Raw genomic sequence first — 25,405 nt, 5'->3', positions numbered from 1 at the left:
GCCGCTTTTCGCTGCGGCAGACTCCGACGCCTTGCCTTCTGTCGAGACGTCATGGATGACCCACGCTGCCCACATCGCCGCTATCGAACACGAGCTGGATGGCTTCCATCAAAGCCTGGTGGAGTACCGCCAGCAGATGGGTGCCTGGTATTCGCGTGCGCTGAATTCGGTCAGCCATGCAGCGGATATGCCGTCGTTGCTGGGCATGGACCGGGTGTTGCGGGTTGGGGATTCCCAGCGTTCGGTAAGCCTTAGCGACGCGGATTTTTCTACCGTGGCCCGCTGCCCGGTGGGTGGCGTGCTGAAGATCGAGAGCAAATTCGAATCAGCGTATGAGGTGCCGATTGGCGATATCCCGGTTGAGGTGATTGGCCTGGATGACGGCAGTTCCACGCGGGTGATGCTCGATAAGCACGGCAAGGGTTCGCACTACTGCGCCGCCGGCGGGCGCTATCAGGTGCGGGTTCAGGGTGGTGTTTCAGCGCAGCAAGTGGACGACTTGTTTACCTCCTATGCCGGGCTGACGGCGGACTTGGAACAGTGGCTTCGGTCGCAGTGGAAAAGCTTCAAACCCCACTGGGAAAGCTCTACTGCCAGCGCGATTGGCAGCGGCGTGCTGGCAGGCAGCTGGGCGGCGATCCATGACGTGTGGGACAGCCTCAAGCTGGTGCAGGCGATGCTTGAAGACCCGTTGAAGTACGTCGAGCAACTGGGCAGCGAGGCGGCCAAGTTGGCGCAGATCGCCACCGATGCGCCCAGGGTCATGGAGCAGGCGATGCTGCTGGCCAGTGATGAAGCGGCGCTGTACCTGTTACTGCGCACCGCCATGATCTGGCTGGACGCGTTACCGCCCAGTGAAGTTGCGCAGGCAGCCGCCAGATTTATGGTGTCGCTGCTGATTGATCTGGTGATCGGCGCAGTGTTGACCATCGCGTTGCCAGCGGCGGGCGTGGCGTATTTGAGCATGCGCCTGGTCAAGTACGGCAAGCAGATTCTTGCGGCGGCAGTGGGCTTTGTGAAGGGCGTGCTGGCGATTCTCACGAAGTTCATGCAGGCGGTGGACCGCTACAAAGCGGTGGCGGTTCGCGGGGTGGTCGGCGGGCTGAAGCAAGGCACGATGCAGATGCGCTGGAAGGCGCGGCAGAACGCAGTGCTGAAGCAGAAAGAGCGTGTGGATGATGTGCCTGTCGTGGCGTCGAATCCCAAGGGGGATGCGGCGGCGCCTGCGGACAAGACGGTCACTCATGGCTGCCCGGTGTCGATGGTCACCGGGGAGGAATTGCTGACCCTCACCGATGGTGCGCTGGACGGGATCTTGCCGTTTGAGTGGACACGCTTGTATCGCACCAGTGCGGTGGAAGTGGATTGTGGGTTGGGGTTTGGCTGGAGTCACGCGCTGGCGCACAGGCTTGTTGTGTCGGGCGAGTCGGTGGTGTGGACCGACCATGAGAATCGCCGTACGCAGTTTCCGTTGCCCACAGATTCTCGACCGGCGATCACCAACAGCCTGGCCGAAGCGGCGATCTACCTGGGCTCGGCACCTGATGAGTTAGTGCTGGCCCAGGCGTCGCGGTTTTATCACTTTCGTGACGGTGTGCTGGTCTCGATCAGTGATGCGTATGACAACCGCCTGAGGATTGTGCGTGATCGTTCCGGGCGGATCGAGCGGTTGGATAACGGTGGTGGCCGTTCGCTGTTGCTGCGCTATGAGCTGGATCGCATCGTCGCGGTGGACTACCAGGTTCATCGCGCCAAAGACCGTAAGCCCTACGTCTGGGAGACCGAGCAGAACGTTGTTTCCTACGCCTATGACGAAGACGGACGACTGGTTTGCGCGACCAATGCCGTAGGGGAAAGCGAGCGTTATCGGTACGACGATCAGCACGTCATTGTCGAGCGGCAGTTGGCCGGTGGGGCGAGTTTCTTTTGGGCGTGGGAAGGCGCCGGCAAGGCGGCACGCTGTGTCCGGCATTGGGCGAGTTTTTCGCAGATGGACACGCGTTATGCCTGGGGGGATGACGGTCGTGTCACGGTGCATAACGCCGATGGTAGCCAGGAAGTTTATGTCCACGATGATCGGGCGCGCTTGGTGCAGCGCATCGATCCGGACGGCGCCCAGCACTTCAAATCCTACGATGACCAAGGCCGGCTGACCGTCGAGCAAGACCCGCTGGGCGCGGTGACGGCCTATCAGTACGACGAAGCCGGACGCTTGGTGGCGCTGTTTCCGGGGGATGACGAGCCGACGTCCTACGAGCATGACAATGGCTTTGTACGGATTGTCAGGCGCGGTGAAGCGGTCTGGAAATATGAGCGTAACAGCCAGGGCGACGTTACGCGTAGGACCGATCCCGATGGCCAGGTGACGGACTACAGCTACAACAAACGCGGGCAGTTAACCGGAGTTTGGTACCCCGATCACAGTTGTCATCGGCTGGTGTGGAATGAGCGTGGGCAGTTGCTTGAGGAGCAATTGCCCACTGGCGGGATCAAGCGCTATCGCTATGACGATCTAGGGCGGCAAGTAGCGTGTGAGGATGAATATGGCGCGCTAACCCAGTATCAGTGGGACAGCGTCGGGCGCTTGATTCGCCTCGTCTTGCCAGGCGGCGCCACTCGGGAATTCAGCTACAACCCCTACGGCAAAATCATCGCCGAGCGCGATGAACTCGGCCACGTCACCCACTACGAATACGCCGACGGCCTGCACCTGATCAGCCGCCGCATCAACGCCGACGGCACCCAGGTCCACTACCGCTACGACAACGCCCGGCTGTTGCTCACCGAGATCGAAAACGAAGTCGGCGAAACCTACCAGCTCACCTATCACCCCAACGGCCTGCTCCAACAGGAAACCGGCTTCGACGGCCAGCGCACCGCCTATGCCTACGACCTCAACGGCAACCTGCAGGAAAAGACCGAATACGGCGACGACAACAGTCAGCTCATCACCCGCTACGAGCGCGACCACGCCGGGCGTCTTGTAAGAAAAACCCTGCCCGATGGCAGCGTGGTCGATTACACCTACGACCGCCAAGGCAACCTCCTCAGCGTCGAAGACGGCCACTGGGCCCTGGCCTACGAATACGACCAGCAAAACCGCCTCGTCGCCGAACACCAAGGCTGGGGCACCTTGCGCTACGGCTACGACGCCTGCGGCCAGCTGAAAAATCTGCGCCTGCCCGACAACAACCGCCTCACCTTCAACCACGACAAAGGCGGCCACCTCGCCACCGTCGAGCTCAATGGCGAAGTGCTCACCTCGCACCTGTTCCGTGCCGGTCGTGAACACCAACGCCAACAAGGCCAGCTGCTCAGCCACTACCACTACGACGACCAGCACCGCCTGCACGCCCACGCCATCACCCAACACCAAAACCACCGCTACCAGCGCCAATACGACTACGACAAATCCGGCAACCTCACCCGCCTGCTCGACACCCGCAAAGGCGAACACCGCTACCACTACGACCCCCTCGCCCGCCTGACCCGCGCCGACCACTCCCAAGACGTGCAAGAACGCTTCGCCCACAACCCGGCGGGCAACCTGCTCATGCAAGACCGCCCCGGCCCGGACATCGTCGCGGCGAACCGCCTGGTGATTCAGGGCGACCGTCATTACGACTACGACGCCTTCGGCAACCTGATCCGCGAACGACGCGGTAAGGGCAAGCAGCTCGTCACTGAATATGGTTACGACTGCCAGCATCGGCTGATCAGCGTGACGAAGCCCAACGGCGAAACCGCCAGTTACCGCTATGACCCCTTTGGGCGGCGCATCAGCAAGACCGTAGATGGCAAGACCACCGAATTTTTCTGGCAAGGCGACAAGCTGATTGCCGAACATCATGCGGACCGCCACCGCAGCTACATCTACGAGCCCGGCAGCTTCCGCCCACTGGCGCTACTGGAAGGCTTCGGCCCACAAGCCACAACGCCCTACCACTACCAACTCGACCACCTCGGCACACCACAAGAACTCACCACGCCCGCAGGCGAAATCGTCTGGTCCGCCCACTACCGCGCCTACGGCCAGATCGCCCGACTCGACGTAGGCAAGATCGACAATCCACTGCGTTTCCAAGGGCAGTATTTCGATCAGGAAAGCGGGCTGCACTACAACCGTCATCGCTACTACAATCCGGATATCGGTCGTTACCTGACGCCGGACCCGGTGAAGTTGGCGGGTGGGGTCAATGGGTACCAGTACGTGCCCAATCCGACAGGGTGGGTGGATCCGCTAGGCTTGAGTAAGTGTCTTGGGGAGGACGGATGCAAATCGCAAGCAGACGTTGAAGAGCCGGCAGATACAGCTAAGGTAAATACAGGCGAACCAAACCAGCCAACCGTAACAACCCGTCCAACGGAGTTTGCCAGCAAGCAAAAACTAAACGAGCATTACGAAAAGCACGGGCCAGAATTCGGAGTAGAGACCCCAATGAATATTTACTCACGGCACGACATGTCGTGAGCGAAGGCATTCCTGTCAATTACCTCTACAAAAGCAAATCGACAACAGGATATGTTTTACTCATGGGAACGAATAGAACGGGCCAAGCGAAATTTGCATTCGCGGGTACGAATGCAGATGGCAACATAACCACCTTACATACCAAAAGTGGGAAAGACTTCTGGAGGATGATAAATGGCGACGCCACTGACAAAACCATCAGACCTTACAACCAATAACTATAAAAAAGCAAAAGTTGTAGCGCTCAACGAACATATAGAAGAAGACGTAACTTTGATCATCGAAGGGACGACTATAAACTGCTTCGCCAGCTATTGCCCCTATGAGCTTGAAGTGGGTAAGACGTATGACGTGGAACTCACATTAAATCTTTCAGAAAACTACGAAATTGAACGAACTGGCGAAACTAACACACTGATAAAACATACAAATCGCGGTTATTCATATGTACTGTACGGAGACCTGCACAATGAAATCTTAATGTCTTTCACATCTCTTAATGTCGAGGGCGTACATTACGACCATCCCGAATGCAACGACCATTTTATCAAACTAAAAGTTGAAAGAATCGACGCCTGTTTTCACTGACATGCGAAATAGCTCGCACAATCGGCTCACCAAATGAGCCGAATAACCCCCTCTATTCGGCTCGCCCCACCCATGCATTCCTCCATGGATCACCCACGCTGAACCTGGCAACACGCCACTGCCGACCTACTGGAAAAAAACTGCCTGACACGCCTCCCCGGAGGCGGCCGCAGCACGCGTTATCAGATCAATCCCACCCACGAGTAGCCCCCTAGTCATTTGCCCCCATCCCCCATGTCTGCTAGTGTCGCGCCGGTTTACCGTCTACCGGAATTGCCGCCATGGCCCGCAAAAAAGTTGCACTGGATTTCGAACAATCCCTCGCCGACCTGCAAACCCTGGTCGAGCGGCTGGAGAACGGCGAGTTGTCGCTGGAGGACTCGTTGACGGCGTTTGAGCAGGGCATCGGCCTGACCCGCGACTGCCAGAGCGCGTTGGCGCAGGCGGAGCAGAAGGTCCAGGTGTTGCTGGAGCGCGATGGGGAGTTGGCCGAAGAACCTTTCGATGCGGAACAGCCGGAATGATCGACGCGTACCAGGCCAGTAGCCAAGCCCGGGTGAATGCCGCGCTGGAGCCCTTGTTTGTTGCGCCAAGCCCGGAAATGGCGCGCCTCTATGAAGCCATGCGCTACAGCGTGATGAATGGCGGCAAGCGTGTGCGCCCGTTGCTGGCCTATGCGGCCTGTGAAGCCCTGGGTGCGCCTGCCGAAGAAGCCAATGGTGCCGCGTGCGCGGTGGAGCTGATCCACGCCTACTCCCTGGTACATGACGATTTACCGGCAATGGACGACGACGATCTGCGTCGCGGCCAGCCCACCACCCACAAAGCCTTTGATGAAGCCTATGCGATCCTGGCCGGTGACGGCTTGCAGAGCCTGGCGTTCAGCGCATTGCTGGACCCGCGCTTGAGTAGCGTCAACGCCGAGATCCGCCTGCGCATGGTAACCACCTTGGCCCAGGCCGCAGGCCCAGCCGGCATGGTCGGCGGGCAAGCCATCGATATGGGTTCGGTCAGCCTCAAGCTGGATCAAAAAGCTCTCGAACACATGCATCGCCACAAGACCGGCGCGCTGATTGAAGCCGCTGTGCACCTGGGCGCCTTGGCCAGTGGCCGTGCCCAAGCCGCGCAGTTGGCGGCCCTGCAAACCTATTCCCGGGCTATCGGCCTGGCGTTCCAGGTACAGGACGACATTCTCGACGTAGAAAGTGACACGGCTACCCTGGGCAAGCGCCAAGGCGCCGATATTGCACGGGACAAGCCGACATACCCTGCGTTGCTTGGGCTGGAAGCCGCCAAGGCATATGCCATTGAACTGCGTGACCAGGCCCTGGATGCCCTGCGACCTTTCGACGCGGCGGCCGAGCCCCTGCGGGACCTGGCGCGGTATATCGTCGAGCGTCGCCACTGACAACCCCGGCCATTTGCGCCGCATATCGGCCAAGTTCGGCGCTCTGCGTGGGCAGTTTGCACGGCTTGAGGTAAACTGCCGCCTCTTCTATACCTATAACGATTCGCCTGATGCCCACGACGTTTCAAGAGATTCCCCGCAAACGCCCGTCCACGCCCTTGCTCGACCGCGCTGCCACGCCGGACGGCCTGCGTCGACTGGGTGAAGCCGAGCTGGAAACCCTGGCCGATGAGTTGCGCCTGGAATTGCTCTACACGGTCGGCCAGACCGGTGGGCATTTCGGCGCCGGGCTGGGCGTGATCGAGCTGACCATCGCCCTGCATTACGTGTTCGACACCCCGGATGACCGGCTTGTGTGGGACGTGGGCCATCAGGCGTATCCGCACAAGATTCTCACCGGCCGGCGCGAGCGCATGGGCAGCCTGCGCCAGAAGGACGGCCTGGCCGCCTTCCCGCGACGTTCGGAGAGCGAGTACGACACCTTTGGCGTTGGCCACTCCAGCACCTCCATCAGTGCAGCGCTGGGCATGGCGATTGCCGCTCGCCTGCAAGGCAGCGAGCGCAAAGCCATTGCCGTGATCGGCGATGGTGCGCTGACCGCCGGCATGGCCTTTGAAGCGCTCAACCACGCGCCGGAAGTGGACGCCAACATGTTGGTGATCCTCAACGACAACGACATGTCGATCTCGCGCAATGTCGGGGGGCTGTCCAATTACCTGGCGAAGATCCTTTCCAGCCGCACCTACGCCAGCATGCGCGAAGGCAGCAAGAAAGTGCTCTCGCGCCTGCCTGGCGCGTGGGAAATTGCCCGTCGTACCGAAGAATACGCCAAGGGCATGCTGGTGCCCGGCACCCTGTTCGAAGAGCTGGGCTGGAACTACATCGGCCCTATCGACGGCCACGACCTGCCGACCCTGATCGCCACCTTGCGTAACATGCGTGACCTCAAGGGCCCGCAGTTCCTGCATATCGTCACCAAAAAAGGCAAAGGCTTCGCCCCGGCGGAAGTCGACCCGATTGGCTACCACGCGATCACCAAGCTTGAGCCCCTGGACGCCCCCGCCGCTGCGCCTAAAAAAGCCAGCGGGCCGAAGTATTCCGGTGTGTTCGGCGAATGGCTGTGCGACATGGCCGCCGCCGACCCGCGCCTGGTGGGCATCACCCCGGCGATGAAGGAAGGCTCCGACCTGGTGGCGTTCAGCGAGCGTTTCCCGCTGCGTTACTTCGACGTGGCGATTGCCGAGCAGCACGCCGTCACCTTCGCCGCCGGCATGGCCTGCGAGGGAGCCAAGCCGGTGGTGGCGATCTACTCCACCTTCCTGCAGCGCGGTTATGACCAGCTTGTTCACGATGTGGCGGTGCAGAACCTCGATGTGCTGTTCGCCATCGACCGCGCCGGCCTGGTGGGCGAAGACGGCCCGACCCATGCCGGTAGTTTCGACCTGTCCTACCTGCGCTGCATCCCCGGCATGCTGGTGATGACGCCGAGCGACGAGAACGAACTGCGCAAGATGCTCAGCACCGGCCACCTGTACAACGGCCCGGCCGCCGTACGTTACCCGCGGGGCAATGGCCCGAACGCGATGATCGAGAAAGACCTGGAACCGATTGAGATCGGTAAAGGCATCGTGCGCCGCCAAGGCAGCAAAACCGCATTTTTGGTATTTGGCGTGCAACTGGCCGAAGCGCTGAAAGTCGCCGAGAAGATCGACGCCACTGTGGTCGACATGCGTTTCGTCAAACCGCTGGATGAAGCGCTGGTGCGCGAGATCGCAGCTAACCATGAGCTGCTGGTGACGGTTGAAGAAAACGCGATCATGGGCGGCGCAGGGGCGGCGGTCAGCGAATTCCTGGCGCGGGAGAATATCCTCAAGTCGGTGCTGCACCTGGGCCTGCCGGATCTGTACGTCGAGCACGCCAAGCCGGCGCAGATGCTGGCTGAGTGCGGGCTGGATGAGGCCGGCATCGAAGCCTCGGTTCGCGAGCGCATGGCAATGCTGGCCCTGTAGAAACCGGGACTAAAATGTGGGAGGGGGCTTGCTCCCGATAGTGGTGGATCAGTTAAAAATACTGAGACTGACACACCGCTATCGGGGGCAAGCCCCCTCCCACATTTATTTTGTGTCACCTTCAAACGCTATGGACAGCCCATGAACCGCCGCCTGTGCCTTGCCCTACTGCTTCTACCTTGCGCCGACCTGCTCGCCGACACCCGCGACCAGGCGCTTAAGCTCTCCGACGTGGTTATCAGCGCCAACCGCCAGGTGCAGGCGCGCAACGACAGCAGCGCTGCCAACACTGTGTTCACCCGCGCCGACATCGACCGCCTGCAGCCCACCAGCGTCACCGACCTGCTCAGCCGCGTGCCTGGTGTGCAGGTTGCGCCGACCGGTGGGCGTGGCAGTTTGCCGGGGATCTTCATTCGCGGCACAAAGGCCGCACAAAGCCTGGTACTGGTGGACGGCCAGCGCATTGCCAACACCACCACCGGTGACAGTGGCCTGCAATACCTGAACGTCGATCAGATTGAGCGCGTAGAAGTGCTGCGCGGTTCACGTTCGGTCATTTACGGCAGTGACGCGATTGGCGGAGTAATCCAGATTTTTACCCGGCGCAACGCCGAGCAAGGCCTGCAACCAAGGATGAAGCTTGGATTTGGCAGTAACCAGACATGGGAGCGCAGCCTGGGGCTATCGGGTGGCGATGAACACACGCGCTTCAATCTGGGGGCGAGCCTGGATGAAACCGCTGGCATCAACTCGAGCCACGCGTCGTTCCCCAGCGACGGCGACCATGATGCCTACCGCAACCAGTCCATCAGCCTGAATCTCAGCCATTCGTTCAGCGATGAGCTGGAGGTAGGTTTCAATCTACTGGATAACCGCGGCAAGTCGGAATATGACAATAGCTTTGGCCGCTACGACAGCGTCACCGAGCAAAGCGTTGGTCAGAAACCCTACACTGACTACACGGTGAGCAGCGCCAGCGGTTATGTCGATGCCAAGCTCAATGAGACCTGGCAGTCGCGCCTGGAATTGGGCCACAGCGAAAACCGTGACACCAAGCGCGATACGCTCAGTGATGATTTCAGCGTGTTCAATACCTATCGCGATTCGGTCAACTGGCAGAACGACCTGACCCTGAATGAGCAGAACAACCTGATCGTCGGTGGCGACTGGTATGAAGACCGCTTCCACGGCTCCACCACCTTTACCGAAAACAGCCGCTGGAACCGCGCCGCCTTTGTGCAGCACCGCTTCCACAGCGAGTGGTTTTCCACCGAGCTTGGGCTGCGTCGCGACCAGAACCAGCAGTTCGGCGGTCAGAATAGCTGGAGCGGCACGCTCACCGTGCCGGTCAACTCTGACAATGACCTGCTCTTGAGCTACAGCGAAGGCTTCCGTGCACCGACTTTCAACGATCTCTATTACCCCCTCACGCAATACAGCAACCCTAACCTGCAGCCCGAGACATCGAAGAGCTATGAGCTGCAATGGCGCAGCCAACTGACAGACAGCACGCGCCTCGAAGCCTCGCTGTACCGCACCGACCTGAGCGACGCGATCATCCTCGACGCCGGCAAGCCGCAAAACGTGGCGTCAGCGCGCATCAACGGCCTTGAAGCAGCGCTCAAGCAGGAGCTGTTTGGCTGGCAGGGCAACCTGGGCCTCTCGATCATCGACCCGCGTGACCGTGAAAGCGGGCATACCCTGGCGCGTCGCGCACGGCGTACATTGAACCTGGACCTGGATCGGCAGTTCGACGAGGTGGGCATCGGCGCGAGCTGGCAGGCGATCAGCAGCAGCTACGACGACGAAGCCAACCGCGATCGTATGGGCGGCTACGCCTTGCTGGGGCTGCGCAGCAGTTGGGCATTAAACCGGGAAGTATCATTGTCGTTGAAGGTCGATAACGTGCTGGACAAGTCCTATGCGCGGGCGAAGTACAGCTACCTCGAGGAAAGTCAGAATTATCGCGAAGAAGGCCGGGTGTGGATGTTTGGGGTTACTTGGACACCTGAGATCTGAATTGTCTGAGCCGGCCTCTTCGCGAGCAAGCCCGCTCCCACATTTGAAATGCATTCCCCTGTGGGAGCTGGATTGCCTGTGATAGCGGTGTCACAGGTCAGGTGATAACACCTGACACAACCGCGCCACCGCCTCCAACATCTGCCCACTGGGCCGTTCCAATCCCTTGTCCGGCACTAACAAGAGGCGTGCCGCCATCGTCGGCCATGCTTTCCACGCATCCATCTGCGCCTGGTCACCCACCAGTATCACCTCGGGATTACGCTGCAACACCGACTCCACACTGACCTGCGGGGCCGGCAGCTTAAGATCATCAAACACATTGCGCGCCCCGCATACCCCCAGCGCATCGCTGATGATCTGCCCACCGCCCACGGTATACAGCGGCTGGTTCCACACTTGATAAAACACTTGCAAAGGTTCGGTGCGCCGATAGCGCTGTCGCAGTTCGGCGAGGCGTTTACTCAGCTTATCGGCCAACACTCGACCAGCCTGCGCGCGGCCCAATTGCTCGGCAATGGCCTGGACCTGGGTGGTCAGCTGTTCAAGGTTATGGGGTTCGGCGACGTACACCGGGATATTCAGGCGCTGCAATTGCTCGCGCTGGGCCGGGCCAACACTGCCAGGCCACAGCAGGATCAAGTCAGGCTTGAGGCTGAGCAGGCGCTCCATGTCCAACTGGCCGTAATGCCCGACCGACGGCACTTTCGCCAACGCTGCCGGCCGTTCGCCGCCATCGAGTACGCCCACCAGCAGGTCGGCAGCGCCCAGTTCAACCACGATTTCAGACAGTGACGGCGCCAGGCTGACCACTCGCTCGGCCGCCACCGCCTGAACACTGAATACCAGCAGCAGTGCCAGCCAGTAACGGCTCATCCCAGTTGACGCGGAATGCGGTAGAGGTAAAACAGCACCATGGTCGACATTGCCAGCAGAAACAGCGGCACCGCTTCCAGCCCGACAAACACCGCCAGCGCACCGATCCAGGCCGGCAGCGCGGCCACCAGCAAGGCCGTGCGCCGACGCGCCGCCAGGGTGATCCAGGCAGCGGGTTCCTCAGGGGTATCGAGGGCTTTGGAGGTAGCGATCAGCGCATGTTTATAACCGTGGAAATAACGCAGGCTGAGAAACATCGACCCCACGCCAGCAATGAAAAACGGCATGGCCAGCACGGGAAGCAGGGATTCGGCGCGGCCAAATACCAGGTTGATCACAAACAATGGGAGCAACGCCAGGGCCAGGTACTGCCACCAGTTGAAAGACAGTCGCCGCTTTACCTGGCCTCGGGTCACGCGCGGTCGACCTCGCCCTGGTGCTCGTTGCCCATCATGTGGTCGAGCTTGCTGGCCTTGGTGGCCAGGTAGAGCTTGTTGTGCGGGTTGTGCCCGGTATGCAGCGGCACGCGCTCGGCCACGGTGATGCCCATCTCGGTCAAGGCCTTGACCTTGCGCGGGTTGTTGGTCATCAAGCGCAGGGATTTGACACCCAGGTGCTCGAGCATCGGCAGGCAGATCGCGTAGTCACGCTGGTCAGCGGCGAAGCCCAGGCGTTCGTTGGCTTCCACGGTGTCGGCGCCGCCATCTTGCAGTTCGTAGGCACGGATCTTGTTCAGCAGGCCAATGCCGCGGCCCTCCTGACGCAGGTACAGCAGCACGCCACGGCCTTCACGGGCGATGGCTTGCATTGCCGCTTCCAGTTGCGAGCCGCAGTCACAGCGCTGGCTGAACAGCGCATCGCCGGTCAGGCACTCGGAATGCACACGCCCCAGCACCGGCGCGCCATCGGTGATGTCGCCGAGGCTGAGCACAACGTGCTCGCGCCCGGTGGCTTCTTCGAGGAAGCCGTGCATGGTGAACGTGGCAAAGGGGGTAGGTAGCTTGGAAGCAGCGACGAAAACGACGGGCACCGTGTGCTCCTGATTTCAGATTTCACAGAGACGGCCATTGTAACAGTACGTTCCTACAGACGCTTAAGCTGAATTATCGCTGATAAAGATCAATAGGTTCGATTGGCCTTCGGATTGATTCTATGTAGGCGCGAGCTTGCTCGCGAAAGTCGTCGACGTTAACGCAGGCATTCTGAAGCAACGCGGCGCCTATGGGTTTTTTTCGCGAGCACGCTCGCTCCTACAGTGAACTAGAACGGATAGGGCTGGTTCCAGCGTGCGAAAATCCCTTTCAACTCGCCCGTCTTGACCAGACTGGTCAGGCGCTGGTCATACACCGCCATCAACGCCCGCCCGCGCTCGGAATCGGCGAAGCCAATGTAAAGCGGCAACTCGGCGATATGCGTGAGTTTGAACAGCGCCGGGTCCTGGGATTGGCTGAGCACGTACTTGGCTTCAGTGAGGGCGTCGATATAAAAATCGGCGCGGCCGTGTTGCAGCATCGGCAGGATACCGCTGCGCCGCTCGATCTGGTTGAAGCGACGCACGCTGGGCAGGTATTGCTCGTACTTGTAGCCCCGCACCCAGGCGAGGCGGTAGTCGCCCAGCGTCGCCAACGTCGGCGTTGGCGCTGTTGCCAGCCCGAGGGCGTAAATGTGGTCGGCGTCGAAGTTCCATCGGGGATACAACACTGCGCTTGCCTCATTGCGATAGCTGCCGACATAACCATCCACCTCGCCGCGCTGCGTCAGGCCGACCGAGCGGGTATAGGGCACGCTGCGGGTTTGCAAGGTGATACCAGCGGGCTCGAAAATCTGACGCAACAGGTCCCAGGCCAGGCCGCTGCCATCTTGGTTGGTGTAGTCGTTCCACTGCTCACTGGCCAGCACGATCCTGCCAGGCACAGGCATCTGTTCCGCCTGAGCCATGACGGCAAAGGCACACAGCACGGTCAGCAGCCAGCGGCGCACAGCCATAGTGACGGCCTCTCCTGGAGTAAACCTATTAAGGGTAGCAGGACGCCAGCTTAGGGCGCCCGGCGAAAATGCTGGTAGCCGCGCACCGCCGGGGTGACGTCCTGGCCGTTGGCATCGAGCAGCGTCACGCCCTGCCCGGCTTCGACCCGACCGATCACATGCACTGGCCAGTTGTCCGCCTGCAACGGCAACAACTGAGACGCTGGCAAAGTGAACGCCAGCACGTAGTCATCGCCGCCGCTCAATGCCGCCACACGGGCCTGGTCTTCGCCGACAAATGCCAGCAAGGCCGTGGACAACGGCAACCTGTGACGTTCGACCACCAGGCGGACCGCCGAGGCCTTGGCGATATGCCCACAATCGGCCAGAAGCCCGTCGGAGATGTCCATCGCCGCAGTCGCCTTGCCCCGCAGCGCCAGCCCCAAGGCCAACTGCGGTTGCGGCGACCAGTAATGGGCCAGCAGCGGCTCGGCGATTGCCGCATCCGCCGTGCGCTGGCCCAATACCAGCGGCAAAGCGCCGGCGGCATTGCCCAGCTCACCGCCGACACATAGCAGGTCACCCGGCCGTGCACCGCTGCGCGTCAACGCCTGCCCGGCCGGCACACGGCCAAACACGGTCAGGGTCAGGCTCAACGGCCCACGGGTGGTATCGCCGCCTACCAGGCCCACGCCGCAGCTTTGCGCCATGGCGTTCAAGCCTTGGGCATAGCGATGCAGCCAATCGGCGTCGACGCTCGGCGTGGTCAGGGCAAGGGTGAATGCGAGGGGATTGGCGCCCATGGCGGCCAAATCGCTCACCGCCACAGCCAGCGAGCGCTGGCCGAGCAGGAACGGGTCACAGGGGTCGGCAAAATGCACGCCGGCCACCAGCGTATCGGTAGAAACAGCCAGTTGCTCCCCGGCGGGGAGCGCAAGCAAGGCGCAGTCGTCGCCGATCCCCAGGGCAATGCCTTCGCCGCCCTGCGCACAGGGCGCGGCGGCGAAGAACGTGCGGATCAGCTCGAATTCACCCATGGGAACTCAAGCGCGAATCAGCGCTTGTGTTCCTTCACTTCGGCTTCGCGCAGGCGCGGGGCCAGCTTGTCGAGTACGCCGTTGACGAACTTGTGGCCGTCGGTCGAACCGTAGACTTTCGCCAGTTCGATGCCTTCGTTGATTACCACGCGGTACGGTACGTCAACGCGCTTGAGCAGCTCCCAGGTAGACAGGCGCAGTACCGCCAGCTCAACCGGGTCCAGCTCTTCGAGGGTCAGGTCCAGGCATGGCGACAGCGCAGCATCGATCTCGGCCTGGTTGGCCGGAACACCGTGCAGGATATCGTGGAAGTAGCTCTGGTCAGCAAAGGTGAAGTCGTTATCGACGCGAAATTGCGCTTCGATCTCGTTCAGCGAAGTGCCGGCCATGTGACGCTGGTACAGGGCCTGGGTGGCGAGCTGACGGGCCGCACGGCGCTTTTCGCTTTTAGAGGGCTTGCCGGCATCGGCTGGACGCTCGTCGCGCGGGTTGAAACGATCGCTCTCGTCGGAAATCACTTGGCCTCCAACTGCGACAGCAGGCTGACCATTTCCAGCGCGGACAAGGCAGCTTCAGCGCCTTTGTTGCCGGCCTTGGTGCCGGAGCGCTCGATGGCTTGTTCGATGGAGTCAACGGTCAGCACGCCAAAGGCAACCGGCACGCCGAACTCCATGGACACCTGGGCCAGGCCCTTGGTGCATTCGCCAGCCACGTATTCGAAATGCGGGGTACCGCCACGAATGACCGCGCCCAGGGCGATGATCGCCGCGTACTCGCCCTGTTGAGCAACTTTTTGCGCAACCAGTGGAATTTCGAAGGCGCCAGGGGCACGGATAAGGGTGATGTCGCTCTCGCTCACACCGTGGCGAACCAGGGCGTCAACGGCACCGCTTACCAGGCTTTCAACCACGAAGCTGTTGAAGCGGCCAACCACCAGGGCATAGCGGCCTTTGGGGGCGATGAAGGTACCTTCGATGGTCTTCAGGGTCATTCGACAAATCTCTTAAAGAGCCGGGACGCGAAAAGTGCGTCCCTCAGTGATGATTTAACCGCGAACAAGGGGCAGAAATCGCCAGCCTTTATTCGGAGGGCACGTATTCTACAACTTCCAGGTCGAATCCGGATATCGCATTAAATTTCATCGGTGCGCTCATCAGGCGCATTTTGCGTACACCGAGGTCGCGCAGGATCTGCGAACCGGCACCGACGATGCTGTAGGTGGTCGGTTTTTTCACCGGCACGGCGTCAGCGGTTTCGCGGATATGCGCCAGCAAGACATCGCCGTCCAATGGGTGACCGAGCAACAACACCACACCGCTGCCCGCCTCGGAGACCGCAGCCATGGCGGCGCGCAGGCTCCAACGACCCGGTTGCTTGACCATCAGCAGGTCGCGCAGGGGGTCCATATTGTGCACCCGCACCAGGGTCGGTTCTTCGGCGCAAATATTGCCCAGGGTCAGGGCCATGTGTACGTCGCCTTCCACTGAATCACGGTAGGTCACCAAATTGAATTGGCCCAGTTCGCTGTCCAGCGGCTGCTCGGCAATCCGCTGAACGGTACGTTCGTGGATCATGCGGTAGTGAATCAGGTCGGCGATGGTGCCGATCTTGAGGTTGTGTTCGGCGGCAAAGGCTTCAAGCTCAGTACGACGGGCCATGGTGCCGTCGTCGTTCATCACTTCGCAGATCACCCCGCTCGGCTCGAAACCGGCCATGCGCGCCAGGTCGCAGGCGGCTTCGGTGTGGCCGGCGCGTGCCAGTGTGCCACCGGGCTGGGCCATCAGCGGGAAGATATGGCCCGGGCTGACGATGTCTTCGGCCTTGGCGTCTTTCGCGGCAGCGGCTTGCACGGTGCGGGCACGGTCAGCGGCGGAAATACCGGTGGTGACACCCGTGGTGGCTTCAATCGATACGGTGAACTTGGTGCCGAAACCCGAGCCATTGCGCGGCGCCATCAGTGGCAGCTTGAGCAATTCGCAGCGTTCGCGGCTCATGGGCATGCAGATCAGCCCGCGGGCGTGCTTGGCCATGAAGTTGATGTGCTCAGGCAGGCACGCCTCGGCGGCCATGATGATATCGCCTTCGTTCTCGCGGTCTTCGTCATCCATAAGGATGACCATCTTGCCTTGGCGGATGTCTTCAACCAGTTCTTCGATGCTATTGAGCGCCACGCGGCACCCCCTTGGTCAGGATTTCAGGTAGCCGTTAGCGGCCAGAAAACTTTCAGTGATGTTCCCGGATGCAGGCTCTGCGGCCTTTTCGCCCATCAGCAGGCGCTCCAGGTAACGGGCAAGCAAGTCGACTTCGAGATTCACCCGGCGACCTGGCTGGTATGACGCCATGATGGTTTCGCTCAAGGTGTGGGGAATGATGGTCAGTTCAAATTCGGCGCCATTGACGGCGTTCACGGTCAGGCTGGTGCCGTCGACGGTGATCGAGCCTTTGTGGGCGATGTACTTGGCCAGCTCTTTGGGAGCGCGGATACGGAATTCCACGGCACGCGCATTTTCGCTGCGGGCCACCACTTCGCCGACACCGTCGACATGGCCGCTGACCAGGTGACCGCCCAGGCGCGTGGTAGGCGTCAGGGCTTTTTCCAGGTTGACCGGGCTGCCGGCCTTGAGGTCGTTCATCGCGGTGCAGTCCAGGGTTTCCCGGCTGACGTCGGCGGCAAAGCCGTTGCCCGGCAGGTCGACAACGGTCAGGCACACGCCACTGACGGCAATGCTGTCGCCCAGCTTGACGTCGCCCAGGTCCAGCTTGCCGGTTTCAACCAGCAGGCGGACGTCGCCACCTTTGGGGGTCATTGCACGGATGCTGCCAATGGCTTCGATAATGCCGGTGAACATGTCGTTCTCCTGAAAACGAGGGCGGGCGCTCAAGCGCAGGCCGGGAATTATACGCTCGCTGCCGGGACGGGAATGGCAGTGACTCGCCAATCGTCGCCTACAGCACGCATTTCAGTGATCTTGAGTCGAGGGGCGTCGGCCAGTTTTTCAAGCGGCCAATCCAGCAGCGGCCGGGCGGCGGAGCCGAGGAATTTGCCGGCGATGAAAATCACGTATTCATCCACCAGGCCCTGCTGGGCAAACGCACCCGCCAGGCTCGGGCCGGCTTCCACCAGCACCTCGTTGACGCCACGTGCGGCCAACGCCACCAGAGCAGAACGCAGGTCAACCTGACCGTCCACGCCCGGCACCACCAGGCACTCGGGGCCACGGGGGTATTGGTTTTGCGCGGTGACGCAGGTGATGACCAGTGCCGGTCCTGCCTTGAAGAAGGGGGCGTTGAGCGGCACCCGCAGCCGGCCATCGATCAACACGCGCAACGGTGGGCGCGACATGGCCAGGGCCGTGGTGGCTTCATCCAGACCCAGCTCAGCGGCACGTACGGTCAAGCGGGCATCATCGGCCAGCACCGTGTCGGCACCGGTCAACACCACACTGGCCTCGGCACGCAGGCGCTGGACGGCGGCGCGGGCAGCGGGGCCGGTGATCCATTGGCTTTCGCCGCTGGCCATCGCGGTGCGGCCGTCCAGGCTCATGGCCAACTTGACCCGCACAAACGGCAGGCCGTGCTCCATGCGCTTGAGAAAGCCCGGGTTTAGCGCCCGCGCCTCAGCTTCCAATACGCCGCTGCGCACTTCGATACCGGCCTGGGCCAGGCGCTGCATACCGCGCCCGGCCACTTCCGGGTTGGGGTCCTGCATGCCTGCGACCACCCGCGCCACGCCAGCCGTCACCAGCGCATCGGCGCAGGGCGGCGTATGGCCATGGTGGCTGCACGGTTCAAGGGTGACGTACACCGTCGCGCCACGGGCCTTGTCACCGGCGGCGCGCAAGGCATTCGGCTCGGCGTGGGGCTCGCCGGTGCGCTCGTGCCAGCCTTCGCCGACAATCTGCCCGTCACGCACAATCACGCAGCCTACCCGCGGGTTGGGGTGAGTGGTGTACAGGCCCTTGCGCGCCAATTCGAGGGCGCGGGCCATGTAATGGGCGTCAAGGACCGCCTGTTCAGCGCTGGGTGGGTTCATTTCTTCACCGGCTCACGGGCCAGGCGGTCGATTTCTTCGCGGAACTCATTGAGGTCCTGGAAGCGTCGATACACCGAGGCAAAACGAATATAGGCGACTTCGTCGAGCTTTTGCAGCTCGCCCATCACCAGCTCGCCGACGACCAGGCTCTTGACCTCGCGCTCGCCGGTCGCACGCAGCTTGTGCTTGATGTGCACCAGCGCCGCTTCCAGGCGCTCGACACTCACCGGGCGTTTTTCCAGGGCGCGCTGCATACCGGCGCGCAGTTTTTCTTCGTCGAAAGGCTGGCGGCTTCCGTCGGACTTGATCAGACGGGGCAATACCAGTTCGGCGGTTTCGAAGGTGGTGAAACGTTCACCACAGGCCAGGCATTCGCGCCGACGACGCACTTGATCGCCCTCGGCGACCAGACGCGAGTCAATGACCTTGGTGTCGTTGGCACCGCAGAAGGGACAGTGCATGGTTGGCAGGCAACAAAAAATGGGAGGGCCATGGTAGCGCATCCCCGTGGCAAGACAAGCCATAGCCTTTACGGTATATAGGCAGGCCTATATGTTTCATATTTTTAAGCCACGGATTTTGTCCTTTCTGGAGCCGTACATGCAGTTACGACCATTTGTTCTACTCACCCTGTTCAGTTTCCTGGTCGCCTGCAGCAGCGAAGCCCCCAAGCCGGCCGCGCCTCAACCGACACCGGCGCAAGAGAAAAAAGTCCCGGGCATTGAAGACCTCGGCCCCCTGCCCGCCTATCAACGGGAAATCAGCGGCAGCCTGACCAACGTGCCCGCCGGCGCCGAAGTCGAAATGGCACTGCTGGTGATCGATGACCGTTCGCGCCCGCAGCAACTGCTCGCCAGCAGCGTGCTGAGCGGCAATGGCAAGCCCTTGGCCTTCCGCCTGCGCTTCAACCCTGAAGCCTTCCCGGCCGGTGCGCGGGTTGAATTGCGTGGCCGCGCCAGCCAGTCCGGCCAGTTGATCCTGCACCTGCCTGCGGTGCGCGTCACCCAGGCGATCACCCAGACCACCGGCCCCCTGCAACTCGTCAAGGCGCCATGACGCCACCGCTGCACCTGCAAAGAGCCCTGAGCGAGTTGATCGGCGACGCGCAATTGGTGCCCTGCCCGCTCCCGGGCACTGACTTGTCGTTGTGGCTGCTCGACGCCGACAACATGGACCGTGCCTTCAGCCAGGAAGAAACCCGGCGCATCCTGCATGAGCCGCCCTACTGGAGCTTTTGCTGGGCCAGCGGCCTGGCATTGGCGCGTTACCTGACGGCGCACCCCGAGTGGGTCGTCGGCAAACGCGTGCTGGATTTCGGCGCCGGCTCCGGCGTGGCCGGGATTGCCGCCGTAAAAGCCGGCGCCCTCGAAGTGGTGGCCTGTGACCTCGACCCGCTGGCCCTGGCCTCTTGCCGCGCAAACGCCGAACTCAACCAGGTGGAACTGGGTTATTCGGCAGACTTTTTCGCCGAAGCCGACCGCTTCGACCTGATCCTGGTGGCCGACGTACTTTACGACCGCGCCAACCTGCCGCTGCTGGATCAATTCCTCAGCCGTGGCCGCGAAGCGCTGGTGGCGGATTCGCGGGTGCGGGACTTCCGTCACCCACATTATCAACGGCTGGGTATCCTGGATGCGCTGACCCTGCCTGACTTGGCCGAGCCTTGGGAGTTTCGCAAGGTGAGCCTGTACCATTCGCGGCGCCAGCCCTTATAGTTGCCCCATTCCCGCTTTATTCGAGACGCCCCATGAGTGAGCCCACGCCGTACATCTTCGACGTCACCACCGCCAACTTCGACCAGGCGGTGATTCAGAACTCTTTTGAAAAACCCGTGCTGGTGGACTTCTGGGCCGAGTGGTGTGCGCCGTGCAAGGCGCTGATGCCGATGCTGGCGCAGATTGCCGAGAGTTATCAGGGCGAGTTGCTGCTGGCCAAGGTCGACTGCGAGGCCGAGCAGGACATTGTGGCGCGCTTTGGCATTCAAAGCCTGCCGACGGTGGTGCTGTTCAAGGATGGCCAGCCAGTGGACGGGTTTGCCGGTGCACAACCGGAGTCGGCAGTGCGGGCCATGTTGGAACCCCATGTGCAGATGCCACCACCGGCTGCGGCGGATCCGTTGGAGCAGGCCCAGGCGTTGTTCAGCGAAGGGCGTATCAGCGAGGCCGAAGCACTGCTGGTGGCGCTATTGGGTGAGGACAACACCAACGCTGGCGCACTGATCCTGTACGCACGCTGCCTGGCCGAACGCGGTGAATTGGGCGAAGCCCAGGCCGTGCTCGACGCGGTGAAGGGCGACGACCACAAGGCTGCCCTGGCCGGGGCCAAGGCGCAAATCACCTTCCTGCGCCAGGCTGCGGACTTGCCGGATGCTGCCGACCTGAAAAGCCGCCTGGCGCAAAACCCGCAGGACGATGAAGCGGCCTATCAGCTGGCGATCCAGCAACTGGCGCGCCAGCAATACGATGGGGCGCTGGAAGGCCTGCTCAAGCTGTTTATCCGCAACCGCAGCTACAGCGAAGGCTTGCCCCACAAGACCTTGCTGCAGGTGTTCGAACTGTTGGGCAATGATCACCCGCTGGTCACGGCGTACCGTCGCAAGTTGTTTGCTGCGCTGTACTAATCACCGATCCAACTGTACAGCGGCGTATCACCGCCGCTGCTCACCTTGACCTTGGCGCTGTGGCGCAGGCGGACCAGCAGGCGCTTGCCTGCCCCGGCATCGCCAGCCAACCCTTCCAGTTGATCGAGCAATTCCAGACCATTGAGTTGCCCGGCCTTGCGCAGCAGATCCTGGGCGTGCTGCCACAGATCCTCGTTCTGTTTGACTGGCGTCGGCGTTGGCGCACTTGGCGTTGGAGCGGTCTGTAACTGTGCGCCCAGCCGCGCCCAATCACCGTCATCCAGTTCCAGGGTCAAATCTACCGGCAGGTCGCCGACGGTTCCACGAATTCGCAACATCGTCCTTACTCCTGCATTTTTCTGATGGGCATGCTCCCATGCCGCTTGCGCAACGCCAAGCGGGCGGTCAAACTCTCAAACTTATTGTTATAAGATCACATAACATAACTTTCATCTTGGAGCCGTCCCATGCGCCGTTTGCTGCTCGCTTTGCCGTTTGCCCTGCTGCCACTGGCTGTCGCACATGCTCACGAAGATCATGACCACGAGCATGGCAGTCTTGGCGCCCACGAACACGGCGTCGCTCGCCTCAACGCGGTTCTGGACGGCCAAGCCCTGGAGCTTGAGCTGGACAGCCCGGCCATGAACCTGGTGGGGTTCGAGCATGCGGCGACCAGCGCCGCCGACAAAGCCAAGGTCGCCGCCGCGCGCAAGCAGCTGGAGAACCCGCAGGCACTGTTCAACCTGCCCAAGGCCGCAGGCTGCAAGGTCAGCAGCCAGGAACTCAACAGCCCGCTGTTCGGTGACAAGCCCGAAGCCGAGCATGACGACGATGACCACGCCACCGACGGCAAAGGCGCTGCCGCCCACGAGCACCATCACGACCACAGCGAGATCCACGCCCACTATCAGTTCACCTGCGCCACGCCGACAGCCCTGGGCAACCTCGACCTGAGCCAAGTGTTCAAGACCTTCCCTGCGACCACGAAAATTCAGGTACAACTGATCGGCCCAAGCGGTCAGCAAGGTGTTGACGCGACGGCCACCGCAGCCACCCTGAAGTTCTGAGTTCACATGACCCACCCATTGATCGAACTGTCCAACCTGGGCTTCAACTGGCCCGGTCACCCGCAGTTGCTGGACATTCCCGCGTTCCGCCTGGAGCCCGGGGAAACCCTGTTTCTCAAGGGCCCGAGCGGCAGTGGCAAGACCACGCTGCTGGGGCTCTTGGGTGGCGTGCAGAAACCCAGCCAGGGCAGCATCCGCCTGCTCGGCCAGGAATTGACCGAACTCTCGGCCGGCGCCCGTGATCGCTTCCGCGTCAACCACACCGGCTACATCTTCCAGCAATTCAACCTGCTGCCCTTCCTGTCGGTGCGTGAAAACGTCGAGCTGCCTTGCCACTTTTCCAAGCTGCGCGCACAGCGGGCCCGGCAGCGCCACGGCAGTGTCGACCAGGCGGCCGCGACCTTGCTTGCGCACCTGGGTTTGAAGGACAAGGATCTGCTTGAGCGGCGCGCCGACTCGCTGTCCATCGGCCAGCAACAACGGGTCGCCGCGGCCCGTGCGTTGATCGGCCAACCGGAGCTGGTGATCGCCGACGAACCCACCTCGGCCCTGGACTATGACGCCCGCGAAGCCTTCATCCAGTTGCTGTTCGCTGAATGCCGCGACGCTGGCGCCAGCCTGTTGTTTGTCAGCCACGATCAGAGCCTGGCGTCGCTGTTCGACCGCAACCTGTCGCTGGCCGAACTCAATCGCGCCGCCACGCCCGCAGAGGTTTGAGATGTATCTGTTTCGTCTAGCCATGGCCAGCCTGGCTAACCGCCGCTTTACCGCGATCCTCACCGCCTTCGCCATCGCGCTTTCCGTGTGCTTGTTGCTCGCCGTGGAGCGCGTGCGCGTCGAGGCACGCAACAGTTTCGCCAGCACCATCAGCGGCACCGACCTGATCGTCGGTGCACGTTCGGGCTCAGTGAACCTGCTGCTGTACTCGGTGTTCCGTATCGGCAACGCCACCAACAATATTCGTTGGGACAGCTACGAGCACTTCGCCGCCAACCCCCAGGTGAAATGGGCGATTCCGATTTCCCTGGGTGACTCCCATCGCGGCTACCGGGTGATGGGCACCAACGAATCTTATTTCGAGCACTACCAGTACGGGCGCAAGCAAAACCTCGAACTGGCCAGCGGCCGCGCTTTCGCCACCGACCCGTTCGAAGTGGTGCTCGGCGCCGAAGTCGCCGATGCCCTGCATTACAAGCTCGGCGACAAGCTGGTGCTGGCCCACGGCGTGGCGGTGGTCAGCCTGGTCAAGCACGACGACAAACCCTTCACCGTGGTCGGCATCCTCAAGCGCACCGGCACTCCGGTGGATCGCACGCTGCATATCAGCCTGGGCGGCATGGAAGCGATCCATATCGACTGGCACAACGGCGTACCGGCCCAGGGCAAAGGCCGCGTCAGCGCCGACCAGGCGCGCAATATGGACCTGACTCCACAAGCCATCACCGCGTTCATGCTCGGCCTGAACAACAAGATTTCCACCTTCGCCCTGCAAAGGGAGATCAATGAGTTCCGTGGCGAGCCGATGCTGGCGATCCTGCCGGGCGTGGCCCTGCAAGAGCTGTGGAGCATGATGGGCACCGCCGAGAAAGCCTTGTTCGTGATCTCGCTGTTCGTGGTGCTGACCGGTTTGATCGGCATGCTCACGGCAATCCTCACTAGCCTCAATGAGCGCCGCCGCGAGATGGCGATCCTGCGTTCGGTGGGCGCGCGCCCGTGGCATATCGCAACGCTGCTGATCTTCGAAGCCTTTGCCCTGGCCTTGTCCGGCGTGGTGGCGGGCGTGGGGCTGCTGTACGTATGCATCGCCGCGTCACGGGGTTACTTGCAGGCCAACTACGGGTTGGACCTGCCGATGTCCTGGCCGAGCGAATATGAATGGACCCTGCTGGCGGGTATCCTCGCGGCAGCGCTGTTGATGGGCAGCGTGCCCGCGTGGCGTGCCTATCGACAATCTTTGGCCGATGGCCTGTCCATTCGTTTATGAGGAAGGCTTCGATGCGTCGTGCCCTGTTTGCCCTGTTGCTGCTGGTGAGCGTGCCCGTGTGGGCGGATGAGCCGCCCAGGGACTTGTCTTGGCAGGAGATGATCCCGCCGGACGCACCGCCGGAAATCCCCAATATGAAACCGCTGCACGACCTGTCGAACATGGCCGACGCCTTGTCCGTGGAAGCTGCGCCCGCGGCCAAGCAGGACCTGCCCAATGCCCCGGTGGTGCAAGGTCTCGACGGCCAACATATCCGCCTGCCGGGGTATATCGTGCCGCTGGAGGTCAGTGAGGAAGGTCGTACCACCGAGTTCCTGCTGGTGCCGTATTTCGGCGCATGCATTCATGTGCCGCCACCGCCGTCGAACCAGATCGTGCATGTCAAAAGCGAAGTGGGCGTGAAGCTCGATGAGCTGTATCAGCCGTACTGGATCGAAGGCGCGATGCAGGTCAAGCCGTCGTCAAGCGAGCTGGCCGACGCCGGTTACCAGATGGATGCCGAGAAGATTTACATGTATGAGCTGCAGGAGTAGCGCTGATCACCCTTTCATTGAGCTGAGTCAAAAGACCAGTCGGAACGATCTTTACCATTGGACGTACAACTTCTAAACGTCCTCTGGAGCTCCCATGAACAAGTCTCTGCTCGGCGCGTCCCTCTTCGCGCTCGCCCTCGTCGCACCGGTCGCACACGCTCACCAAGCGGGCGATATCCTGGTGCGTGCCGGTGCAATCACCGTGAACCCGGACGCCGACAGCGGCAAAGTCAAGGTTGACCAGGGCCCACTGGCCGGCACCAACCTGGGCGGCAAGGCGACCATGAGCAGCGACACCCAGTTGGGCTTGAACTTCGCCTACATGATCACCGACCACGTGGGTATCGAACTGCTGGCCGCCACGCCGTTCGAGCATGACGTGAAACTCAAGAACACCGCCCTGGGCGCCGCCAACGGCAAGCTCGGCTCGCTCAAACACCTGCCGCCGACCCTGAGCGTCGTGTACTACCCGCTGGACAACAAGTCGGCGTTCCAGCCCTACGTGGGTGCCGGTATCAACTACACCTGGATCTACGACGAACACGTTGGCGGTCGTGCCGAACAAGCCGGTTTCAGCAACTTCAAGGCCGAAAACTCCTGGGGCTGGGCCGCACAGATCGGCGCCGACTACATGATCAACGACAAATGGATGATCAACGCCCAGGCGCGCTACATCGACATCAGCACCAAGGCGACTGTGGATAACAATGCGCTGGGCCAGGGCACTCGCGCCAAGGTCAATGTGGACGTGGACCCAATGGTTTACATGGTGGGTATCGGCTACAAGTTCTAAGC

The 25,405-nt window shown here is 61.6% G+C and carries 26 protein-coding genes; 14 read left to right on the top strand and 12 right to left on the bottom strand.

Annotated elements, in window-relative coordinates; genetic code table 11:
* Positions 1–55: 55 nt before the first annotated feature.
* The 6 genes from NMB39_RS03310 to NMB39_RS03285 all read left to right on the top strand — a co-directional run bounded on the left by NMB39_RS03310 (position 56) and on the right by NMB39_RS03285 (position 10,495).
* Positions 56–4,471, top strand: a complete 4,416-nt coding sequence (locus NMB39_RS03310) for an RHS repeat-associated core domain-containing protein (protein ID WP_494339634.1) — start codon at positions 56–58, stop codon at positions 4,469–4,471.
* Between the two features lie 174 nt (positions 4,472–4,645).
* Positions 4,646–5,059, top strand: a complete 414-nt coding sequence (locus tag NMB39_RS03305) for a UCP019853 family protein (RefSeq protein ID WP_124356334.1) — start codon at positions 4,646–4,648, stop codon at positions 5,057–5,059.
* A 281-nt stretch (positions 5,060–5,340) separates the two neighbouring features.
* On the top strand, positions 5,341–5,583 hold the full coding sequence (locus NMB39_RS03300) for an exodeoxyribonuclease VII small subunit (protein WP_003176346.1): 243 nt from the start codon (positions 5,341–5,343) through the stop codon (positions 5,581–5,583).
* Entirely contained in the window at positions 5,580–6,467 is an 888-nt protein-coding gene (gene ispA, locus NMB39_RS03295; protein WP_057025380.1) for a (2E,6E)-farnesyl diphosphate synthase, read from the top strand. Before NMB39_RS03300 ends, ispA begins: the two co-directional genes overlap by 4 nt.
* 110 nt (positions 6,468–6,577) lie before the next feature.
* The gene (dxs, locus tag NMB39_RS03290) at positions 6,578–8,476 is read left to right on the top strand and encodes a 1-deoxy-D-xylulose-5-phosphate synthase (RefSeq protein WP_198720401.1); all 1,899 of its coding nucleotides are present in this window, start codon (positions 6,578–6,580) and stop codon (positions 8,474–8,476) included.
* Between the two features lie 141 nt (positions 8,477–8,617).
* Positions 8,618–10,495, top strand: a complete 1,878-nt coding sequence (locus NMB39_RS03285; protein WP_494339635.1) for a TonB-dependent receptor domain-containing protein — start codon at positions 8,618–8,620, stop codon at positions 10,493–10,495.
* 90 nt (positions 10,496–10,585) lie between these two features.
* Here NMB39_RS03285 and NMB39_RS03280 read toward each other — a convergent pair whose 3' ends face one another.
* The 11 genes from NMB39_RS03280 to nrdR all read right to left on the bottom strand — a co-directional run bounded on the left by NMB39_RS03280 (position 10,586) and on the right by nrdR (position 18,867).
* Entirely contained in the window at positions 10,586–11,371 is a 786-nt protein-coding gene (locus tag NMB39_RS03280; protein ID WP_494339636.1) for a cobalamin-binding protein, read from the bottom strand.
* Positions 11,368–11,787, bottom strand: a complete 420-nt coding sequence (locus NMB39_RS03275; protein ID WP_043051120.1) for a nuclear FMR1 interacting 1 family protein — start codon at positions 11,785–11,787, stop codon at positions 11,368–11,370. Before NMB39_RS03275 ends, NMB39_RS03280 begins: the two co-directional genes overlap by 4 nt.
* Positions 11,784–12,401, bottom strand: coding sequence for a GTP cyclohydrolase II (ribA, locus tag NMB39_RS03270; RefSeq protein ID WP_057025376.1), 618 nt, complete (start codon positions 12,399–12,401; stop codon positions 11,784–11,786). The genes NMB39_RS03275 and ribA overlap by 4 nt, the downstream gene beginning before the upstream one ends.
* Before the next feature lie 230 nt (positions 12,402–12,631).
* Positions 12,632–13,357, bottom strand: coding sequence for a substrate-binding periplasmic protein (locus NMB39_RS03265; RefSeq protein ID WP_198720404.1), 726 nt, complete (start codon positions 13,355–13,357; stop codon positions 12,632–12,634).
* A gap of 50 nt (positions 13,358–13,407) precedes the next feature.
* Positions 13,408–14,373: a thiamine-phosphate kinase gene (thiL, locus tag NMB39_RS03260; RefSeq protein WP_198720405.1), complete on the bottom strand. Its 966-nt coding sequence runs from the start codon at positions 14,371–14,373 to the stop codon at positions 13,408–13,410.
* A 17-nt stretch (positions 14,374–14,390) separates the two neighbouring features.
* Complete coding sequence (gene nusB / locus NMB39_RS03255; protein ID WP_046069738.1) at positions 14,391–14,891, bottom strand: transcription antitermination factor NusB; 501 nt, start codon at positions 14,889–14,891, stop codon at positions 14,391–14,393.
* Positions 14,888–15,364, bottom strand: a complete 477-nt coding sequence (gene ribH / locus NMB39_RS03250; RefSeq protein WP_003194576.1) for a 6,7-dimethyl-8-ribityllumazine synthase — start codon at positions 15,362–15,364, stop codon at positions 14,888–14,890. Before ribH ends, nusB begins: the two co-directional genes overlap by 4 nt.
* Before the next feature lie 88 nt (positions 15,365–15,452).
* Positions 15,453–16,544 carry a bifunctional 3,4-dihydroxy-2-butanone-4-phosphate synthase/GTP cyclohydrolase II gene (gene ribBA, locus NMB39_RS03245; RefSeq protein ID WP_046069739.1) on the bottom strand — a complete coding sequence of 364 codons (1,092 nt, stop codon included), beginning with the start codon at positions 16,542–16,544 and terminating at the stop codon, positions 15,453–15,455.
* A gap of 15 nt (positions 16,545–16,559) precedes the next feature.
* Positions 16,560–17,222 carry a riboflavin synthase gene (locus NMB39_RS03240; RefSeq protein ID WP_043051125.1) on the bottom strand — a complete coding sequence of 221 codons (663 nt, stop codon included), beginning with the start codon at positions 17,220–17,222 and terminating at the stop codon, positions 16,560–16,562.
* Between the two features lie 47 nt (positions 17,223–17,269).
* Entirely contained in the window at positions 17,270–18,406 is a 1,137-nt protein-coding gene (ribD, locus tag NMB39_RS03235; RefSeq protein ID WP_057025372.1) for a bifunctional diaminohydroxyphosphoribosylaminopyrimidine deaminase/5-amino-6-(5-phosphoribosylamino)uracil reductase RibD, read from the bottom strand.
* Positions 18,403–18,867: a transcriptional regulator NrdR gene (nrdR, locus tag NMB39_RS03230; RefSeq protein WP_026082968.1), complete on the bottom strand. Its 465-nt coding sequence runs from the start codon at positions 18,865–18,867 to the stop codon at positions 18,403–18,405. Before nrdR ends, ribD begins: the two co-directional genes overlap by 4 nt.
* Before the next feature lie 139 nt (positions 18,868–19,006).
* On the opposite strand from nrdR, the gene NMB39_RS03225 reads away from it, so the two are divergent.
* From NMB39_RS03225 to trxA, 3 genes are read left to right on the top strand one after another with little or no spacing between them, the layout of a single operon-like run.
* Positions 19,007–19,462: a YbaY family lipoprotein gene (locus tag NMB39_RS03225; RefSeq protein ID WP_057025371.1), complete on the top strand. Its 456-nt coding sequence runs from the start codon at positions 19,007–19,009 to the stop codon at positions 19,460–19,462.
* Positions 19,459–20,121 (top strand): class I SAM-dependent methyltransferase, encoded by a 663-nt coding sequence (locus NMB39_RS03220; protein WP_367236719.1) that lies wholly within the window; start codon positions 19,459–19,461, stop codon positions 20,119–20,121. The genes NMB39_RS03225 and NMB39_RS03220 overlap by 4 nt, the downstream gene beginning before the upstream one ends.
* A gap of 32 nt (positions 20,122–20,153) precedes the next feature.
* Positions 20,154–21,026, top strand: coding sequence for a thioredoxin (gene trxA, locus NMB39_RS03215; protein ID WP_367236720.1), 873 nt, complete (start codon positions 20,154–20,156; stop codon positions 21,024–21,026).
* Here the strand turns inward: trxA and NMB39_RS03210 are convergent.
* On the bottom strand, positions 21,023–21,364 hold the full coding sequence (locus NMB39_RS03210; RefSeq protein WP_367236721.1) for a hypothetical protein: 342 nt from the start codon (positions 21,362–21,364) through the stop codon (positions 21,023–21,025). The genes trxA and NMB39_RS03210 overlap by 4 nt on opposite strands.
* A 129-nt stretch (positions 21,365–21,493) precedes the next feature.
* On the opposite strand from NMB39_RS03210, the gene NMB39_RS03205 reads away from it, so the two are divergent.
* The 5 genes from NMB39_RS03205 to NMB39_RS03185 all read left to right on the top strand — a co-directional run bounded on the left by NMB39_RS03205 (position 21,494) and on the right by NMB39_RS03185 (position 25,403).
* Complete coding sequence (locus NMB39_RS03205) at positions 21,494–22,093, top strand: DUF2796 domain-containing protein (RefSeq protein WP_198720409.1); 600 nt, start codon at positions 21,494–21,496, stop codon at positions 22,091–22,093.
* Between the two features lie 6 nt (positions 22,094–22,099).
* The gene (locus tag NMB39_RS03200) at positions 22,100–22,810 is read left to right on the top strand and encodes an ABC transporter ATP-binding protein (protein WP_198720410.1); all 711 of its coding nucleotides are present in this window, start codon (positions 22,100–22,102) and stop codon (positions 22,808–22,810) included.
* A gap of 1 nt (position 22,811) precedes the next feature.
* Positions 22,812–24,077 carry an ABC transporter permease gene (locus NMB39_RS03195; RefSeq protein WP_306956512.1) on the top strand — a complete coding sequence of 422 codons (1,266 nt, stop codon included), beginning with the start codon at positions 22,812–22,814 and terminating at the stop codon, positions 24,075–24,077.
* Positions 24,078–24,088: 11 nt separating this feature from the next.
* Positions 24,089–24,610 carry a DUF3299 domain-containing protein gene (locus NMB39_RS03190; RefSeq protein WP_043051134.1) on the top strand — a complete coding sequence of 174 codons (522 nt, stop codon included), beginning with the start codon at positions 24,089–24,091 and terminating at the stop codon, positions 24,608–24,610.
* Between the two features lie 94 nt (positions 24,611–24,704).
* Positions 24,705–25,403 carry an OmpW/AlkL family protein gene (locus NMB39_RS03185; RefSeq protein ID WP_046069749.1) on the top strand — a complete coding sequence of 233 codons (699 nt, stop codon included), beginning with the start codon at positions 24,705–24,707 and terminating at the stop codon, positions 25,401–25,403.
* The last annotated feature ends 2 nt before the right edge of the window (positions 25,404–25,405 follow it).

Source organism: Pseudomonas sp. FBCC-B545 (assembly GCF_059134095.1).
The sequence above is the reverse complement of the archived record's forward strand: the minus strand, read 5'-3'. Positions and strand labels throughout refer to the sequence as shown.

Coding starts and splice junctions, on each gene's coding strand:
- NMB39_RS03310 (WP_494339634.1), top strand. CDS start 56: ATGACCCACGCTGCCCACATCGCCGCTATCGAACACGAGCTGGATGGC.
- NMB39_RS03305 (WP_124356334.1), top strand. CDS start 4,646: ATGGCGACGCCACTGACAAAACCATCAGACCTTACAACCAATAACTAT.
- NMB39_RS03300 (WP_003176346.1), top strand. CDS start 5,341: ATGGCCCGCAAAAAAGTTGCACTGGATTTCGAACAATCCCTCGCCGAC.
- ispA (WP_057025380.1), top strand. CDS start 5,580: ATGATCGACGCGTACCAGGCCAGTAGCCAAGCCCGGGTGAATGCCGCG.
- dxs (WP_198720401.1), top strand. CDS start 6,578: ATGCCCACGACGTTTCAAGAGATTCCCCGCAAACGCCCGTCCACGCCC.
- NMB39_RS03285 (WP_494339635.1), top strand. CDS start 8,618: ATGAACCGCCGCCTGTGCCTTGCCCTACTGCTTCTACCTTGCGCCGAC.
- NMB39_RS03280 (WP_494339636.1), bottom strand. CDS start 11,371: ATGAGCCGTTACTGGCTGGCACTGCTGCTGGTATTCAGTGTTCAGGCG.
- NMB39_RS03265 (WP_198720404.1), bottom strand. CDS start 13,357: ATGGCTGTGCGCCGCTGGCTGCTGACCGTGCTGTGTGCCTTTGCCGTC.
- thiL (WP_198720405.1), bottom strand. CDS start 14,373: ATGGGTGAATTCGAGCTGATCCGCACGTTCTTCGCCGCCGCGCCCTGT.
- ribH (WP_003194576.1), bottom strand. CDS start 15,364: ATGACCCTGAAGACCATCGAAGGTACCTTCATCGCCCCCAAAGGCCGC.
- NMB39_RS03240 (WP_043051125.1), bottom strand. CDS start 17,222: ATGTTCACCGGCATTATCGAAGCCATTGGCAGCATCCGTGCAATGACC.
- ribD (WP_057025372.1), bottom strand. CDS start 18,406: ATGAACCCACCCAGCGCTGAACAGGCGGTCCTTGACGCCCATTACATG.
- nrdR (WP_026082968.1), bottom strand. CDS start 18,867: ATGCACTGTCCCTTCTGCGGTGCCAACGACACCAAGGTCATTGACTCG.
- NMB39_RS03225 (WP_057025371.1), top strand. CDS start 19,007: ATGCAGTTACGACCATTTGTTCTACTCACCCTGTTCAGTTTCCTGGTC.
- NMB39_RS03220 (WP_367236719.1), top strand. CDS start 19,459: ATGACGCCACCGCTGCACCTGCAAAGAGCCCTGAGCGAGTTGATCGGC.
- trxA (WP_367236720.1), top strand. CDS start 20,154: ATGAGTGAGCCCACGCCGTACATCTTCGACGTCACCACCGCCAACTTC.
- NMB39_RS03210 (WP_367236721.1), bottom strand. CDS start 21,364: ATGTTGCGAATTCGTGGAACCGTCGGCGACCTGCCGGTAGATTTGACC.
- NMB39_RS03205 (WP_198720409.1), top strand. CDS start 21,494: ATGCGCCGTTTGCTGCTCGCTTTGCCGTTTGCCCTGCTGCCACTGGCT.
- NMB39_RS03200 (WP_198720410.1), top strand. CDS start 22,100: ATGACCCACCCATTGATCGAACTGTCCAACCTGGGCTTCAACTGGCCC.
- NMB39_RS03195 (WP_306956512.1), top strand. CDS start 22,812: ATGTATCTGTTTCGTCTAGCCATGGCCAGCCTGGCTAACCGCCGCTTT.
- NMB39_RS03190 (WP_043051134.1), top strand. CDS start 24,089: ATGCGTCGTGCCCTGTTTGCCCTGTTGCTGCTGGTGAGCGTGCCCGTG.
- NMB39_RS03185 (WP_046069749.1), top strand. CDS start 24,705: ATGAACAAGTCTCTGCTCGGCGCGTCCCTCTTCGCGCTCGCCCTCGTC.